The sequence below is a fragment of the Streptomyces sp. MAI_2237 genome, from assembly GCF_054189285.1.
This window is the reverse complement of record NZ_JAJPGQ010000002.1, coordinates 558,014-572,147: the sequence shown is the minus strand read 5'-3', so window position 1 is coordinate 572,147 and position 14,134 is coordinate 558,014. Positions and strand designations below refer to the sequence as shown.

General features: G+C 71.5%; 14 protein-coding genes and 1 pseudogene. 10 read left to right on the top strand and 5 right to left on the bottom strand.

What is annotated here, in order from left to right; genetic code table 11:
- Positions 1–188 precede the first annotated feature (188 nt).
- The 8 genes from LN251_RS07455 (at position 189) to LN251_RS07420 (ending at position 7,030) form a co-directional block, all read left to right on the top strand.
- A complete protein-coding gene (locus LN251_RS07455; protein WP_458243692.1) occupies positions 189–1,262 on the top strand; it encodes a PhoH family protein in 1,074 nt (357 codons plus the stop codon).
- A gap of 14 nt (positions 1,263–1,276) precedes the next feature.
- A complete protein-coding gene (gene ybeY, locus LN251_RS07450) occupies positions 1,277–1,774 on the top strand; it encodes an rRNA maturation RNase YbeY (RefSeq protein WP_133041065.1) in 498 nt (165 codons plus the stop codon).
- Positions 1,771–3,075 carry a hemolysin family protein gene (locus tag LN251_RS07445; RefSeq protein WP_458243691.1) on the top strand — a complete coding sequence of 435 codons (1,305 nt, stop codon included), beginning with the start codon at positions 1,771–1,773 and terminating at the stop codon, positions 3,073–3,075. The genes ybeY and LN251_RS07445 overlap by 4 nt, the downstream gene beginning before the upstream one ends.
- Positions 3,072–3,431, top strand: a complete 360-nt coding sequence (locus LN251_RS07440; RefSeq protein ID WP_458243690.1) for an MmcQ/YjbR family DNA-binding protein — start codon at positions 3,072–3,074, stop codon at positions 3,429–3,431. The genes LN251_RS07445 and LN251_RS07440 overlap by 4 nt, the downstream gene beginning before the upstream one ends.
- A 37-nt stretch (positions 3,432–3,468) precedes the next feature.
- Positions 3,469–3,822 (top strand): cytidine deaminase, encoded by a 354-nt coding sequence (locus LN251_RS07435; protein WP_458243689.1) that lies wholly within the window; start codon positions 3,469–3,471, stop codon positions 3,820–3,822.
- A 189-nt stretch (positions 3,823–4,011) separates the two neighbouring features.
- On the top strand, positions 4,012–4,491 hold the full coding sequence (locus tag LN251_RS07430; RefSeq protein ID WP_458243688.1) for a hypothetical protein: 480 nt from the start codon (positions 4,012–4,014) through the stop codon (positions 4,489–4,491).
- Positions 4,492–4,644: 153 nt separating this feature from the next.
- Entirely contained in the window at positions 4,645–5,961 is a 1,317-nt protein-coding gene (locus LN251_RS07425; RefSeq protein WP_458243687.1) for a beta-xylosidase, read from the top strand.
- A 58-nt stretch (positions 5,962–6,019) separates the two neighbouring features.
- A complete protein-coding gene (locus LN251_RS07420; RefSeq protein ID WP_458243686.1) occupies positions 6,020–7,030 on the top strand; it encodes a WxL protein peptidoglycan domain-containing protein in 1,011 nt (336 codons plus the stop codon).
- On the opposite strand, the gene LN251_RS07415 is transcribed toward LN251_RS07420, so the two are convergent.
- Positions 6,924–7,262, bottom strand: a complete 339-nt coding sequence (locus LN251_RS07415) for a P-II family nitrogen regulator (protein WP_142151878.1) — start codon at positions 7,260–7,262, stop codon at positions 6,924–6,926. The genes LN251_RS07420 and LN251_RS07415 overlap by 107 nt on opposite strands.
- Positions 7,259–8,584: an ammonium transporter gene (locus LN251_RS07410; RefSeq protein WP_458243685.1), complete on the bottom strand. Its 1,326-nt coding sequence runs from the start codon at positions 8,582–8,584 to the stop codon at positions 7,259–7,261. The genes LN251_RS07415 and LN251_RS07410 overlap by 4 nt, the downstream gene beginning before the upstream one ends.
- 139 nt (positions 8,585–8,723) lie before the next feature.
- On the opposite strand from LN251_RS07410, the gene era reads away from it, so the two are divergent.
- Positions 8,724–9,677: a GTPase Era gene (gene era / locus LN251_RS07405; protein ID WP_458243684.1), complete on the top strand. Its 954-nt coding sequence runs from the start codon at positions 8,724–8,726 to the stop codon at positions 9,675–9,677.
- Here the strand turns inward: era and LN251_RS07400 are convergent.
- The gene (locus LN251_RS07400) at positions 9,657–10,520 is read right to left on the bottom strand and encodes a helix-turn-helix transcriptional regulator (protein WP_458243683.1); all 864 of its coding nucleotides are present in this window, start codon (positions 10,518–10,520) and stop codon (positions 9,657–9,659) included. The two genes, era and LN251_RS07400, sit on opposite strands and share 21 nt — an antisense overlap.
- Before the next feature lie 119 nt (positions 10,521–10,639).
- Here LN251_RS07400 and LN251_RS07395 point away from each other — a divergent pair.
- Positions 10,640–11,495: pseudogene (locus LN251_RS07395) on the top strand (NAD-dependent epimerase/dehydratase family protein).
- Positions 11,496–11,508: 13 nt separating this feature from the next.
- Here LN251_RS07395 and LN251_RS07390 read toward each other — a convergent pair.
- Complete coding sequence (locus LN251_RS07390; protein WP_458243682.1) at positions 11,509–12,792, bottom strand: MFS transporter; 1,284 nt, start codon at positions 12,790–12,792, stop codon at positions 11,509–11,511.
- On the bottom strand, positions 12,789–14,090 hold the full coding sequence (locus LN251_RS07385; RefSeq protein WP_458243681.1) for a GH1 family beta-glucosidase: 1,302 nt from the start codon (positions 14,088–14,090) through the stop codon (positions 12,789–12,791). Before LN251_RS07385 ends, LN251_RS07390 begins: the two co-directional genes overlap by 4 nt.
- Positions 14,091–14,134 lie beyond the last annotated feature (44 nt).

Here is a 14,134-nt window from a genome sequence, read left to right as displayed (position 1 = left end):
CGAGACGCCGAGCTGATCCACACGACAGGCCCTGGGCCCCGCCGCACCGTGCCCGGCCGCGAGGGGGCGGGTCGCCGAAAAGTCCTACGGCGTTGTCAGTTCACCGGCGTACCCTGGAAACCGCCAGGCCGCCCTTGTGGCGTGCGTGCCGTACCTAGGAGGACGAGCAAGGCCTACAGAGCCGGCCCATGACTCAGACACCCACAGCTCACACCCCCGCGCAGGAGCAGGCGAGAGCGCAGTTCACCGTCCCGGCCCACCATCCCATGGTGACCGTCCTGGGGTCCGGCGATTCCCTCCTGCGCGTGATCGAGAAGGCCTTCCCGGGGGCCGACATCCACGTCCGGGGCAATGAGATCAGCGCGGTCGGCGACCCGGTCGAGGTGGCCCTCGTCTCGCGCGTTTTCGAAGAGATGATGCTGGTGCTCCGCACCGGGCAGCCGATGACGGAGGACGCAGTGGAACGCTCGATCGCCATGCTGAAGGCGAGCGAGAACGGGACGAGCGACGGCCAGGAGACCCCGGCCGAGGTACTGACGCAGAACATCCTGTCCTCCCGCGGTCGCACCATCCGCCCCAAGACCCTCAACCAGAAGCGGTACGTCGACGCGATCGACAAGCACACGATCGTCTTCGGCATCGGCCCCGCCGGTACCGGCAAGACCTACCTCGCCATGGCGAAGGCGGTGCAGGCCCTGCAGTCCAAGCAGGTCAACCGCATCATCCTGACCCGCCCCGCGGTCGAGGCCGGCGAGCGCCTGGGCTTCCTGCCCGGCACCCTCTACGAGAAGATCGACCCGTACCTGCGCCCGCTGTACGACGCACTGCACGACATGCTCGACCCGGACTCGATCCCGCGGCTGATGGCGGCCGGGACGATCGAGGTCGCGCCCCTGGCGTACATGCGCGGCCGCACGCTCAACGACGCCTTCATCATCCTCGACGAGGCCCAGAACACCTCGCCCGAGCAGATGAAGATGTTCCTCACCCGCCTCGGCTTCGACTCGAAGATCGTGATCACCGGTGACGTGACGCAGGTCGACCTGCCGAACGGCACCAAGTCGGGTCTGCGCCAGGTCCAGGACATCCTCGAGGGCCTCGACGACGTCCACTTCTCCCGGCTGTCCTCCCACGACGTCGTACGGCACAAGCTGGTGGGCCGTATCGTCGACGCGTACGAGAAGTACGACAGCAAGCACGGCACCGAGAACGGCTCCCACAAGGGCGGCCGGGGCAGGCAGTCCGGGCACAAGGGGAAGTAGAAAACCACAGCGCCATGTCGATCGACGTCAACAACGAGTCCGGAACCGAGGTCGACGAGCAGGCGATCCTCGACATCGCCCGCTACGCACTCGCGCGGATGCGCATCCACCCGCTCTCCGAGCTCTCGGTGATCGTGGTGGACGCCGACGCCATGGAGCAGTTGCACATCCAGTGGATGGACCTGCCGGGGCCGACGGACGTCATGTCCTTCCCGATGGACGAGCTGCGTCCGCCGTCGAAGGACGACGACGAGCCCCCGCAGGGCCTCCTCGGCGACATCGTGCTGTGCCCCGAGGTCGCCAAGAAGCAGGGCGAGGAAGCCGAGACGCAGCACTCCATGGACGAGGAGCTCCAGCTGCTCACCGTCCACGGCGTGCTGCACCTGCTCGGCTACGACCACGAGGAACCGGACGAGAAGGCCGAGATGTTCGGCCTGCAGGCGGCCATCGTGGACGGCTGGCGCGCGGAGAAGGGCCTGACCGGCCCGTCCCCGGCCCCGACCGTCTCATGAGTGGGCAGATCGTCGCGGGCGCCGTCGCCCTGGTCGTCGTGGCGTGGCTCGCCGCCTGTGCGGAGGCGGGCCTCGCCCGCGTCTCCAGCTTCCGCGCCGAGGAGGCGGTCCGTTCCGGCCGCCGCGGCAGCGCCAAGCTCGCGCAGGTGGCGGCCGACCCCACCCGCTATCTGAACGTCGCCCTCCTGGTCCGCGTCGCCTGTGAGATGGCGGCCGCGGCCCTGGTGACGTACGCCTGTCTCCAGTCCGTGCACGGCACCACGCGCGCCCTGCTCGCCGCGATCGGCGTGATGGTCCTGGTGTCGTACGTCGCCGTCGGGGTCTCCCCGCGCACCATCGGCCGCCAGCATCCGCTGAACACGGCGACGGCGGCGGCGTACGTACTGCTGCCGCTGGCCCGGATCATGGGGCCGATCCCGAACCTGCTGATCCTCATCGGCAACGCCCTGACCCCCGGCAAGGGCTTCCGCCGCGGTCCGTTCGCCTCCGAGGCGGAGCTGCGCGCGCTGGTCGACCTCGCGGAGAAGGAGTCGCTGATCGAGGACGAGGAGCGCCGCATGGTGCACTCGGTCTTCGAGCTCGGCGACACGCTCGTGCGGGAGGTCATGGTCCCGCGCACGGACCTGGTCGTCATCGAGCGCTACAAGACGATCCGCCAGGCCCTGACCCTCGCCCTGCGCTCCGGGTTCTCCCGCATCCCGGTCACCGGCGAGAGCGAGGACGACATCGTCGGGATCGTGTACCTGAAGGATTTGGCCCGCAAGACGCACATCAGCCGCGAAGCCGAGTCCGAACTGGTCTCGACGGCGATGCGCCCCGCCGCCTTCGTCCCCGACACCAAGAACGCCGGCGACCTGCTGCGCGAGATGCAGCAGGAGCGCAACCACGTCGCCGTCGTCATCGACGAGTACGGCGGCACGGCCGGCATCGTCACCATCGAGGACATCCTCGAGGAGATCGTCGGCGAGATCACCGACGAGTACGACCGCGAACTGCCCCCGGTCGAGGACCTCGGCGACGACCGCCACCGCGTCACCGCCCGTCTCGACATCACCGACCTCGGCGAGCTGTACGGCCTCGACGAGTACGACGACGAGGACGTGGAGACCGTCGGCGGCCTGCTGGCGAAGGCCCTGGGCCGGGTGCCCATCGCGGGCGCGTCCAGCACGGTCGAACTCCCCGACGGCCGTGAGCTGCGCCTGACGGCCGAGGCGGCGGCCGGCCGCCGGAACAAGATCGTGACCGTGCTGGTGGAGCCGGTGGCGCCGGCGGAAGGGCCCGAGGAGGAGAAGGACGCATGACCCCCGAGGAACTGCGCGGCCTGTGCCTGTCCTTCAACGCGGCGGTGGAGGACTTCCCGTTCAACCCGGAGACCTCGGTCTTCAAGGTGCTGGGCAAGATGTTCGCGCTGAGCAACCTCGGCGCGAGCCCCCTGACCGTGAACCTCAAGTGCGACCCCGAGGACGCCGTCCGGCTGCGCGCCGACCATCCGGGCCTGATCATCCCCGGCTACCACATGAACAAGCGGCACTGGAACACCGTCACGGTCGACGGCGATCTCCCGGACCCGCTCCTGCGCGAGCTCGTCGAGGACTCGTACGACCTGGTCGTGGCCGGTCTGCCACGGGCCGAGCGACTGCGCCTGGACCGTCCCTGAGCGCACCCCCGGCGCACCCGCTACGTATGCTCGGCTCATGACCGACAGCAGCGCGCTCGATCCCGAGGACCGCAAGATCGTCACCCTGGCCCGTTCCGCGCGGGCCCGCAACGGCGTGCCCGAGGGGGCGGCCGTACGGGACGAGACCGGCCGTACGTACGTCGCCGGGACCGTCGACCTTCCGTCACTGAAACTGAGCGCCCTGCGCACCGCGGTGGCGATGGCGGTGGCCTCGGGGGCGAAGTCGCTGGAGGCGGCGGCCGTGGTGACCGAGGCCGCGTCGGTGCAGGACGCGGACCGGGCGGCGGTGGCGGAGCTGGGCGGCGCCGGGACCCCGGTCCTGCTGGCCGGGCCCGACGGAACGGTACGGAACAGCCTCGTCGCGGGTTGAAACCGGCCGTTTCAGAACCGTCCGGAATTCGTCCTTGTCGTCTGCTCGCCCCACTGGCATCAATGGAACCGGTAGTTCCGACGGACCGTCAGATCCACCCCCCACGCGGCGTACCGCACCACGCCGCCCCTGACGGCCCTCGGACCTCTCCCATCCATCCCCGCATGGCAGTAAGGGAGCCGGATCCCCATGAGAGTCAAACGACTGACCACAGGTGCGGCCATGGCGGTGGGGGCCCTCGCGGCCGCGTCGCTCGCGTTCGCGCCCAGCGCCCTCGCCGTCGCCCCCGGCACGGCGACCATCACCGCCGACTGCGGTGCCTTCGGCGGCGGGGAGGCCACACTCACCGCCACCCAGGACGGCACGTCGGCAACGCTCACCCTCACGTCGTCCGCGATCACCGCTCCGATCGCCCTCTCGGCGAACTCGATCACCTCCACCCTCACCATGGCGAACGGCGCGACCGGCGGCACCGACATCTTCAGTGGCACCCAGAACCCGGCCATGGCGGCCGGCGACCCGGTCACCGTCGGGCCCCTCTCGGGCACCGTCGCCTCCGGTGACAGCCTGGACGCCTACGGCGGCTCGCTGCAGATGACCGTCTTCGGCATCACCATCACCTGCACCGCGACCGCCCCGCAGTCCCCGGGGCCCTTCGTCTTCGACTGACGGTCGCAGCCAGCACATAGCCGATGGACCGTCAGTTTTTGTCGACCGTACAGAAATTGACGGTCCATCAGTTCATTTCGGCGTCTCCATTGACTTCTCACGCGATCCACACATCAATGCCCCCAGTGAGCGCACACAGAAGGGGGCACTCCCATGGGTCCGATCACCCGAAGACGCCGCTGGGCGTCCCTGCTCGGGGCGACCGCGCTCGCGGTCACCGCGGGCGGCGCGCTGGCCTGTCCGGCCGGCGCCGCCACGAACGTCGACTTCGCCACGCACTGCATCCCGCCCGCGGTCGCGGGCATCCCGCCGATCGACGGCACCACCACGGCCGCCATCGCCGTGGACAACCCCAGCCCCAAGGTCGGCGACACCGTCACCGTGACCTACACGGTCGTCAAGCCCGCCGCCAGCAACCCCACCGCCATCGCCCTGCCGGCCGACATCATGACGCCCACCGGCAAGGTCACCCTCGGCGGCGCGCAGACGGGCTCCGTCACGGTCGCGGGGCCGAAGAAGAACGACCCGGTGCCGGGCAACGGCGCGTTCCCGTCGTTCTCCATGACCGGCACCTTCAAGGTCACGACCGCCGGCTCCATCACGCTCTCGCCCGGCGACTACAACATCCACACCAGCTACATCCTGGAGCTGGACACCCCCTGCACGGTCACCAACCCGCCGGCGCCGACATCCGCGACGGTCACGGCGACGGACTCCACCCCGGTCAACAACCGGGCCATCCAGCTCGGCAAGGCCACCGGCGCGCCCGGTGACAGCGTCACCGTCAGCGGCAGCGGCTTCACCGCCGGTGCCACGGTGACCCTCGCCGGACGCTCCGGGGCCGGCCAGACCGCCGACAAGGCCACGGTCACCGCCGGCGGCGACGGCAAGATCAGCGGTTCCCTCACGGTCAACGACAAGACGACCACCGGGATCGTGGCGTACGAGGGCAACGCGTGGAGCGACGCCCTGGGCGCCGGGCCCGCCGTCTACACCGTCACCGACACCACCCCCGTCCCGGACGGCAGCCAGAAGCTGACGACCACCGTGAAGGCCGGGACCCTCTCCATGTCCCAGGCCGGGGACGCCGTCGCGCTGTCGGCGGTCGACTTCGGCAAGGGCGGTGCCTCGACCGGCGCGCTGCAGACGGTCACCGTCAAGGACTTCCGCGGCGGACCGGCCGGCTGGTCGCTCACCGGCAAGGTCACCGACTTCACCGGACCCGGCGCCAAGATCGATGCCGGGAAGCTGAGCTGGACCCCCGCCTGCGCCACCAAGGCGGGCAGCCCCAGCACCTGCAAGGCCGGTTCGGCGGGCACCGTGGGCGCCTCGGGGGCGACGCTCGCCTCCACCGCCGACGGCACGCTCACCGGCGGCGAGTTCACCGCGGACGCCCAGCTCTCCCTGGACGTACCGGCGTTCACCCCGCCCGGCTCCTACTCCGGGATCCTCACCCTCACGCTCAGCTGACCGTACGGGCGCCCGCACCCGCCCGTCCATCACCTCGTCCCCGTGGGGGTCCGCACCCATGCGCAAGCTGTACGCCCTGCTCCTGGCCCTCTTCCTCACCGGCCTGACCGCGCCCGCGCACGCCGCCGACAACGGCAGCTGGTCCGTGTACCCGGTCTCCTCGGAGATCGCCGCGCGCCCGTACTTCTACCTCTCCGCCGACCCCGGCGCGACGATCGCGGACAAGGTCGTCGTCGCCAACAAGACCGGCGAACCCCTGACCTTCCGGCTCTACGCCGCCGACGCCTACAACACCCCGCGCGACGGCGGGTTCGCGGTGCGGACGGCGCAGGAGCGGCAGCGCGGGGTCGGTGCCTGGGCGCGGCCCGCGAAGTCCCGGGTGACCGTCCCGGCGCACGGCAGGGTCACCGTCCCCTTCACCCTGAGCGTGCCCGAGGGAGCCGAACCCGGCGACCACGCGGGCGCGTTGGTGGCGCTCGACGAACGGATCGAGAAGGGCTCCGGCTCCCTCGCCCTCGGCGTGCGGCGCGCCGTCGCCGCCCGCGTCTACCTCCGCGTCGGCGGCCCTGCCGTCCCCGCGATCGCCGTGGAGAACGTCCGCCTCGTCCACCACCAGCCCCTCGTGCCCGGCGTCGGCGACAGCACGGCGACGGTCTCCTACACCCTGCACAACACCGGCAACGTCACCCTGGACCCCGAGGTGGAGCTGCGCGCGAAGGGCCTGTTCGGCCGCACGCTCCTGGCCCGCGACCTGACCCGCGTCCCCTCCGAGCTGCTGCCCGGCCAGCGTGTCCGCCTCACCGAACCCTGGCGCGGTGCCCCTCAACTCGACTGGGGCAAGGTGGAGTTGACGGCGAGCGCGAAGGACACCCGGGAGTCGGCGAGCGCGTCCTTCCTCGCCCTGCCGTGGGTTGCCGCGCTGGTGCTCGCGGCCGTGGCCGCCGTGGGGACGGTGCTGGTGCTCAGAGCGCGTCGGGGCCGCGCTCGCCCGTCCGTACGCGTACGACCGTCTCGACGGGCAGTGCCCACACCTTTCCGTCCCCGATCTTCCCCGTCTGCGCGGCCTTGACGATCGCGTCGATCACGGCGTCCGAGACGGCGTCCTCGACGACGACCTCGATCCGGACCTTGGGCACCAGGTCGACCTGGTACTCGGCGCCGCGGTACACCTCGGTGTGGCCGCGCTGCCGGCCGTACCCGCTGGCCTCGGTCACGGTCAGGCCGTGCACGCCGAGCTCCTGCAGGGCCGTCTTCACCTCGTCGAGGCGGTAGGGCTTGACGATCGCGGTGATGAGCTTCATGCCTGGCTCTGGACCTTCTGCGCGGTGGGGACGACGGACGAGCTGACCGGGGCGCCGTGCCCCAGGACGCCGTGATCGTATGCCGTCTCGGCGTGCACCGTAAGGTCCAGGCCGGTGTGCTCCTCCTCCTCGGTCGCCCGGAAGCCCATGACCTTGTCGAGCAGCTTCCCGATCCCGTAGGTGACGCCGAAGGTGTACGCGCCGACGGCGACCACCGCCACCGCCTGCTTGCCGAGCAGGGCGAGCCCGCCGCCGTAGAGCAGCCCCTCCGTGCCGCCGGTCATCGCCTTCTCGGCGAAGACGCCGATGAGGAGCGTGCCGACGATCCCGCCGACCAGGTGGACGCCGACGACGTCGAGCGAGTCGTCGTAGTTCAGCTTGAACTTCCAGCTCACCGCGTACGAGCAGACGGCGCCGGCGGCCAGGCCCACCACCAGGGCGCCCAGCAGGGAGACGGACCCGCAGGACGGGGTGATCGCGACCAGGCCCGCGACCGCGCCGGACGCCGCGCCCAGCGTCGTCGGATGGCCGTCGCGCTTCTGCTCGACGAACAGCCAGCCCAGCAGGCCGGTGCAGCCGGCGGCGAGGGTGTTGAGGAAGACGGCGGCCGCGAGGCCGTTCGCGCCGAGGGCCGAGCCCGCGTTGAAGCCGAACCAGCCGAACCACAGCAGGCCCGCGCCCAGCATCACCATGGGCAGGTTGTGCGGCCGCATCGCGTCCTTCTTGAACCCCAGCCGCGGTCCCAGGACCAGGCACAGGGCCAGACCGGAGGCGCCGGAGGTGATCTCGACGGGCAGACCGCCCGCGAAGTCGAGCGCGCCGAGGTGATGCGCGATCCAGCCGCCCGGGCCCCACACCCAGTGGGAGACGGGAACGTATACCAGCAGCGCCCAGAGGGGCACGAACACCAGCCAGGCCGAGAACTTCGCGCGGTCCGCGATCGCGCCGCTGACCAGCGCCGCCGTGATGATCGCGAAGGTCAGCTGGAAGGTGGCGAACAGCAGGGTCGGGACGGTGCCCTGCACGCTGTCCGGGCCGAGACCGGCCATCCCGGCGTGCTTCAGGCCGCCGATCAGGCCGTCGCCGGCATCCTCGCCGAAGGCCAGCGAGTAGCCGCAGGCCAGCCAGACCACCGTCACGAGCGCGATCGACACGAAGCTCATCATCAGCATGTTGAGGACGCTCTTCGTGCGGACCATGCCGCCGTAGAAGAGGGCCAGACCCGGGGTCATCAGCAGGACGAGGGCGGTGGCGGCGAGCAGCCAGGCGGTGTCACCGGTGTCCGCGTGCGCGGCGGCGAAGGTCGTCACGGTCGTCTCCAACGGGGTGGGGGCTCGTCAGAGGGTCACCGGCCCGCGTTTCCGGACGCGTACGAGGATGTTTCCGTGACGTTTCGTTGCGCTGGGGTTACCGGAATCTCACGGTGCGGCGGAGCTCCGTGGATCAGGGACAATGAACGCCATGAGTGTTCGTACCCAGTCATCCGAAGAGTCGGGCGCAACCGTCCACCGCGCCGGCTTCGCCTGCTTCGTGGGCCGCCCCAACGCGGGCAAGTCCACCCTCACGAACGCTCTGGTCGGGCAGAAGGTGGCGATCACCGCGGACCAGCCGCAGACCACGCGGCACACCGTGCGGGGGATCGTGCACCGGGAGGACGCCCAGCTCATCCTGGTCGACACCCCCGGGCTGCACAAGCCGCGCACGCTGCTCGGCGAGCGGCTCAACGACGTCGTGCGCACGACGTGGGCCGAGGTCGACGTGATCGGCTTCTGCCTGCCCGCGAACGAGAAGATCGGCCCCGGTGACCGCTTCATCGCCAAGGAGCTGGCGGGGATCCGCAAGACCCCCAAGATCGCGATCGTCACCAAGACCGACCTCGTCGACTCCAAGACCCTCGCCGAGCAGTTGATCGCCATCGACCAGCTCGGCAAGGAGCTCGGCTTCGAGTGGGCGGAGATCGTGCCGGTGTCCGCGGTCGGCGACAAGCAGGTGAACCTGCTGGCCGACCTCCTCGTCCCGCTCCTGCCCGAGGGCCCGGCGCTCTACCCCGAGGGCGACCTCACCGACGAGCCCGAGCAGGTCATGATCGCCGAGCTGATCCGCGAGGCGGCCCTGGAGGGCGTCCGCGACGAGCTGCCGCACTCCATCGCGGTCGTCGTCGAGGAGATGCTCCCGCGCGAGGACCGCCCCGCCGACAAGCCCCTGCTCGACATCCACGCCAACCTGTACATCGAGCGCCCCAGCCAGAAGGGCATCATCATCGGCCCCAAGGGCAAGCGCCTGAAGGACGTCGGCATCAAGAGCCGCAAGCAGATCGAGGCCCTGCTGGGCACCCCCGTCTTCCTCGACCTCCATGTGAAGGTGGCCAAGGACTGGCAGCGGGACCCCAAGCAGCTACGGCGTCTCGGCTTCTGATTCCGACGGGGTCAGGTCCTGCAGGCCCACCACCCGCAGCAGCTGCAGCCGTTCGTAGGACTCCGTGCCCGGGCGGGCCGTGTGGACGATGAGCAGGTGGTGGTGCTCGTGGCTGAGCATGACCTCGCAGTCCAGCTCCAGCAGGCCCACCAGGGGGTGCTGGAACCGCTTGGTCGCGCGGTTGCGCAGGGACACCTCGTGTTCGTCCCACAGCCGCGCGAACTCCTCGCTGGAGGCGCGCAGTTCGGCCACCAAGGCGGCCGGTTCCGGGTCGTCGGGGCGGGCCGCGGTCACCGCGCGGAGGTTGGCCACGTGCGAGCGGGCGTGCGGCGCGTGGTCCTCGTCGAGGAAGAGGGAACGGGCGTCCGGCTCCAGGAAGAAGCGCCGGACCAGGTTCCGCTCCCGCCGCGGCCGTGACATCACGTCGCCGACCAGTGCCTTCGCCATCGCGTTCTGCGCCAGCACCTCGCCGCAGTCGTTCACCAGTTGGGCCGGGGTGTCGTACAGCCGGTCCAGGATCAGCAGCAGCCCCGGCCGGACGTGCGCCGACGCCGTCTCGCGCCGCGGCGGCTCCTCCCCGGCCAGATGGAACAGATGGTCGTGCTCGGCGGCCGTCAGCCTGAGCGCCCGCGCCATCGCCGACAGCATCTGCCGGGACGGGCGCGGACCCCGGGACTGCTCCAGGCGCGTGTAGTAGTCGACCGACATGCCGGCCAGCTGGGCCACCTCCTCACGGCGCAGCCCCGGTGTACGGCGGCGGGCGCCGGGCGCGAGGCCCACGTCGGAGGGCTCCAGGCGGGCGCGGCCGCGGCGCAGGAAGTCGGCGAGTTCGGCTCGGTTCACCCCTCCAGCGTGCGGGAGGCCGCCCGGCTTATCCAGGGACTGCCGATCCCCTGATCGGAAGGTCTCTCCCGGTGGTGGCCGTCCCCCTGAAAGGTGGGTGGGGACGAGAGGAGCAGCACATGCTGACATTGGTCACGGGTACGACAGGACAGGTCGGACGGCGTTTCGTGCCGAGGCTGCTGGCGCAGCGGCGGCCGGGGGAGACCCGTACGGGTCCTGGTACGGGACGCGGCGCGCGGGGAGCCGTTCGCGGCGCTGGGCGCCGAGGTCGTGGTCGGGGATCTGCGGGACACGGAGGTGCTCGGCAAGGCGGTGGCCGGGGCGGACGCCGTGGTGAATGTCGCCGCCGCCTTCCGCGGGGTCCCCGACGAGGAGGCGCGGGCCGTCAACCGGGACGCGGCGGTGGAGCTGGGCCGCGCCGCGCTCGCCTCCGGCGTACGGCGGTTCGTGCAGGTCAGCACCGGCCTGGTGTACGGCACCGGGCGGGGCCGGCCGGTGACGGAGGAGGACGAGAGCCGGCCCGGCGGGGCGATGTGGGGCGCCTACCCCGCGTCGAAGGCGGAGGCCGAACGGGAACTGCTGGTCATGGACGGCATGGACGTGCGGATCGCCCGGCTGCCCTTCGTCTACGGCGAGGGCGATCCGCACCTCGCCCAGTCGCTGCGCTGGGCCGGGCAGTGGGCGGCGACCCAGCGCCTGCACATGGGCCACCACGCGGACGTCGCCCAGGGCCTGCTGCGCGTCCTGCACGCCCCCGGCATCGCCGGCCGGATCTACAACATCGCCGACGACGCCCCCGTCACGGCGGTCGAACTGCACCAGCTCAACGGGGCCGAGGTGCCCGCCGCACTGCACGAGCGCACCGACCCCGACCCCTGGCTGGTGATCATGTCCACCGACCGCATCCGCCGCGAGCTGGGCTACCGGCCCGTGTATCCGTCGGTGTACGCGGCCCGGGACGCCGGCGCCCTGTAGGTCGCCCCGCGGGTCACTCCACCCCCCTGATCCGGCGCACCAGCACCGCCCCCGCCAGGCCGATGACCGCCGCCACCCCGTACAGCACCCGGTATCCGCCGAGGTAGCTGACGATCGGCGCGGCCAGGGCGGGGGCCGCCACCTGGGGCAGGGCGTTGGCCACGTTGATCACCCCCAGGTCCTTGCCGCGGTCCAGGGCCGCGGGCAGCACGTCCGTCATCAGTGCGAAGTCGACCGAGGTGAACACACCGAAGCCGATCCCGAGGACCGCCGCGGCGACGACCGCGCCCGCCCAGGTCTGCCAGCCGGCCAGCGCGCCCGTCGCGACCGCCATCAGCACCCCGGACCAGATCACGAAGGGCTTGCGCCGCCCGACCCGGTCCGACCACACCCCGCCGACGACGACCGTGGCGAGCAGGGTGAGGCCGTTCACCGCGGTCAGCACCAGCACGCCCTGCTCGGGGTCGTGGTGGTGCAGGCGGTCGCGGAGGTAGTACAGCAGGTACAGCAGCACCAGCGCGTTGCTCAGGTTGATCAGGAAGCGGGTCAGCCAGGCCCAGCCCAGGTCCGGGTACCGGCGCGGGCTCAGCCAGAACCCGGCGAGGAAGGACCGCCAGGACCACGCCGGCCGGTCCGCCGGCCCCAGCCGCACGTCCGGGTGGCCGAGCACGTACGGCAGCACTCCCGCCAGCGTGAACAGCGCGCACGCCACATACCCGGCGCCGATCCCGCCCGCGGCGGTCGCCAGTCCCGTGCCGCCGACCACGCCGAGGATCTGCGCCGCGCCGAGCCAGCCGCCGACGGAACCGCGCTGGAGCCGCGGCACCTGGTCCGGGACCGCCGCCGTCACCGCCGCGAAGGCCGCGTTCAGGGTCAGCTGGACCAGACACCAGCCCAGCGTCATCGTCCACAGCCCGCCCGCCCCCGCGAGCAGCAGCAGCGACAGCGCCCCGCCCGCGGCCCCGGCCACGATCCACGGCGTACGGCGGCCGCGGCGGGACGTCGTGCGGTCCGACAGGGCGCCGAAGAGCGGGTTGGCGACCAGGGACACCGCGGCGCCGATCCCGGTCACCCACGCCAGCATCGTCTCCTTCGACATGCCGGTGCCGGGCGCGAAGTCCTTCGCCTGCGAGGCCAGCAGGATCTGCAGGGGGCCGAACCAGCCCACCCAGATCGCCCCGTTGGCCAGGGAGAGGGACGCCGTCCAGGCGCGGCCGACCCGCAGGACAGGCTCGGCGAGGGCGGCCGGGGGGTCCTGCTCCCGGTCGCCGTCACGGTCCCGCGGCGGGGCCGTCATCTCTGCGCCCGCAGCAGCTCCCGGTACCAGCGGTACGACGACTTCGGGGTGCGCTCCTGCGTCGCGAAGTCGACGTGCACCAGCCCGAACCGCCGCTCGTACCCTTCCGCCCACTCGAAGTTGTCCAGCAGCGACCACACGAAGTACCCGCGGACGTCCACGCCCGCCTCGACCGCGTCGTGCAGAGCCCGGACGTGCCCGTCCAGGTAGGCGATCCGGTCCTGGTCGTCGAGGCCCGGGTAGCTGCAGCCGTTCTCGGTGACGACGACCGGCGGCAGCCGGTCCCCGTAGCGCTCGCGGAACCCGGTGAGCAGTTCGGTCAGCCCCGACGGGACGACCGGCCAGCCGAAGTCCGTCACCGGCACGCCCTCGATCTGCCGTACGGAGAAGGGGAGTTCGGCTGGGATGGTGAGCCCGCCGAACTCGATGTCGGCGCCCTGCGGGGCACCCACCCGGGTCGGCGCGTAGTAGTTGACGCCGTAGAAGTCGATCGGCTCGGCGATGACCTTCAGGTCCGCCTCGACGTCCCCCGGCATCAACTCGCCCATGCCGTCCGGGTACGCGCCGAGGATCAGCGGCTCGGCGAAGAGGCGGTTGAGCAGCAGGTCGTAGAAGGCGGCCGCCTCCACGTCGGCGGCCTCCTCGGACGCCGGCCAGGTGGGCCCGTGGGAGTTGGCGATCCCGACGTCGGATGCGCCGGCCGCGCGCAGGGCCCGTACCGCCAGACCGTGGGCCAGCAGCTGGTGGTGGGCCACCGGGAGCGCGTCGAACATCAGCTGCCGGCCCGGCGCGTGCGCGCCCAAAGCGTGCCCCAGCAGGGTGTGCTCGGCGGGCTCGTTGAGGGTGATCCACTTCGTCACCCGGTCGCCGAGCCGCTCGGCGACCACCGCCACGTGCTCGGCGAAGCGCTCGGCCGTGTCCCGCCGCAGCCAGTCCAGTTCGACCGGCAGGTCCCAGTGGAAGAGCGTCGGCACCGGGCGGACGCCCGCCGCGCACAGTTCGTCGACGAGGCGGTCGTAGAAGTCGAGGCCCTCGGGCGAGCGCACCCGCGGCCAGGACACCGAGAAGCGGTAGGCGTCCACGCCCAGGTCGGCGAGGATCGCCACGTCCTCGCGGTAGCGGTGGTAGTGGTCGCAGGCGACCGCCGCCGTCGAGCCGTCCTTCACCCGTCCCGGCTCGGCCGTGAACGCGTCCCACACGGACTGCTCGCGCTCGGCGACGGCGCCCTCGATCTGGTGGGCCGAGGTCGACACGCCCCAGAGGAAACCGGCCGGGAACTGAGGTATCGGGTTCATCATGCGCGGATCATCCTTACCGCTGGTAACGGAAGTCAACGCCCGCG

Bases quoted from the DNA above. Each gene is read 5' to 3' on its own strand.
- LN251_RS07430 (WP_458243688.1), top strand. From the start codon at position 4,012: ATGAGAGTCAAACGACTGACCACAGGTGCGGCCATGGCGGTGGGGGCC.
- LN251_RS07455 (WP_458243692.1), top strand. From the start codon at position 189: ATGACTCAGACACCCACAGCTCACACCCCCGCGCAGGAGCAGGCGAGA.
- LN251_RS07435 (WP_458243689.1), top strand. From the start codon at position 3,469: ATGACCGACAGCAGCGCGCTCGATCCCGAGGACCGCAAGATCGTCACC.
- LN251_RS07440 (WP_458243690.1), top strand. From the start codon at position 3,072: ATGACCCCCGAGGAACTGCGCGGCCTGTGCCTGTCCTTCAACGCGGCG.
- LN251_RS07420 (WP_458243686.1), top strand. From the start codon at position 6,020: ATGCGCAAGCTGTACGCCCTGCTCCTGGCCCTCTTCCTCACCGGCCTG.
- LN251_RS07445 (WP_458243691.1), top strand. From the start codon at position 1,771: ATGAGTGGGCAGATCGTCGCGGGCGCCGTCGCCCTGGTCGTCGTGGCG.
- ybeY (WP_133041065.1), top strand. From the start codon at position 1,277: ATGTCGATCGACGTCAACAACGAGTCCGGAACCGAGGTCGACGAGCAG.
- LN251_RS07390 (WP_458243682.1), bottom strand. From the start codon at position 12,792: ATGACGGCCCCGCCGCGGGACCGTGACGGCGACCGGGAGCAGGACCCC.
- LN251_RS07425 (WP_458243687.1), top strand. From the start codon at position 4,645: ATGGGTCCGATCACCCGAAGACGCCGCTGGGCGTCCCTGCTCGGGGCG.
- LN251_RS07385 (WP_458243681.1), bottom strand. From the start codon at position 14,090: ATGATGAACCCGATACCTCAGTTCCCGGCCGGTTTCCTCTGGGGCGTG.
- era (WP_458243684.1), top strand. From the start codon at position 8,724: ATGAGTGTTCGTACCCAGTCATCCGAAGAGTCGGGCGCAACCGTCCAC.
- LN251_RS07415 (WP_142151878.1), bottom strand. From the start codon at position 7,262: ATGAAGCTCATCACCGCGATCGTCAAGCCCTACCGCCTCGACGAGGTG.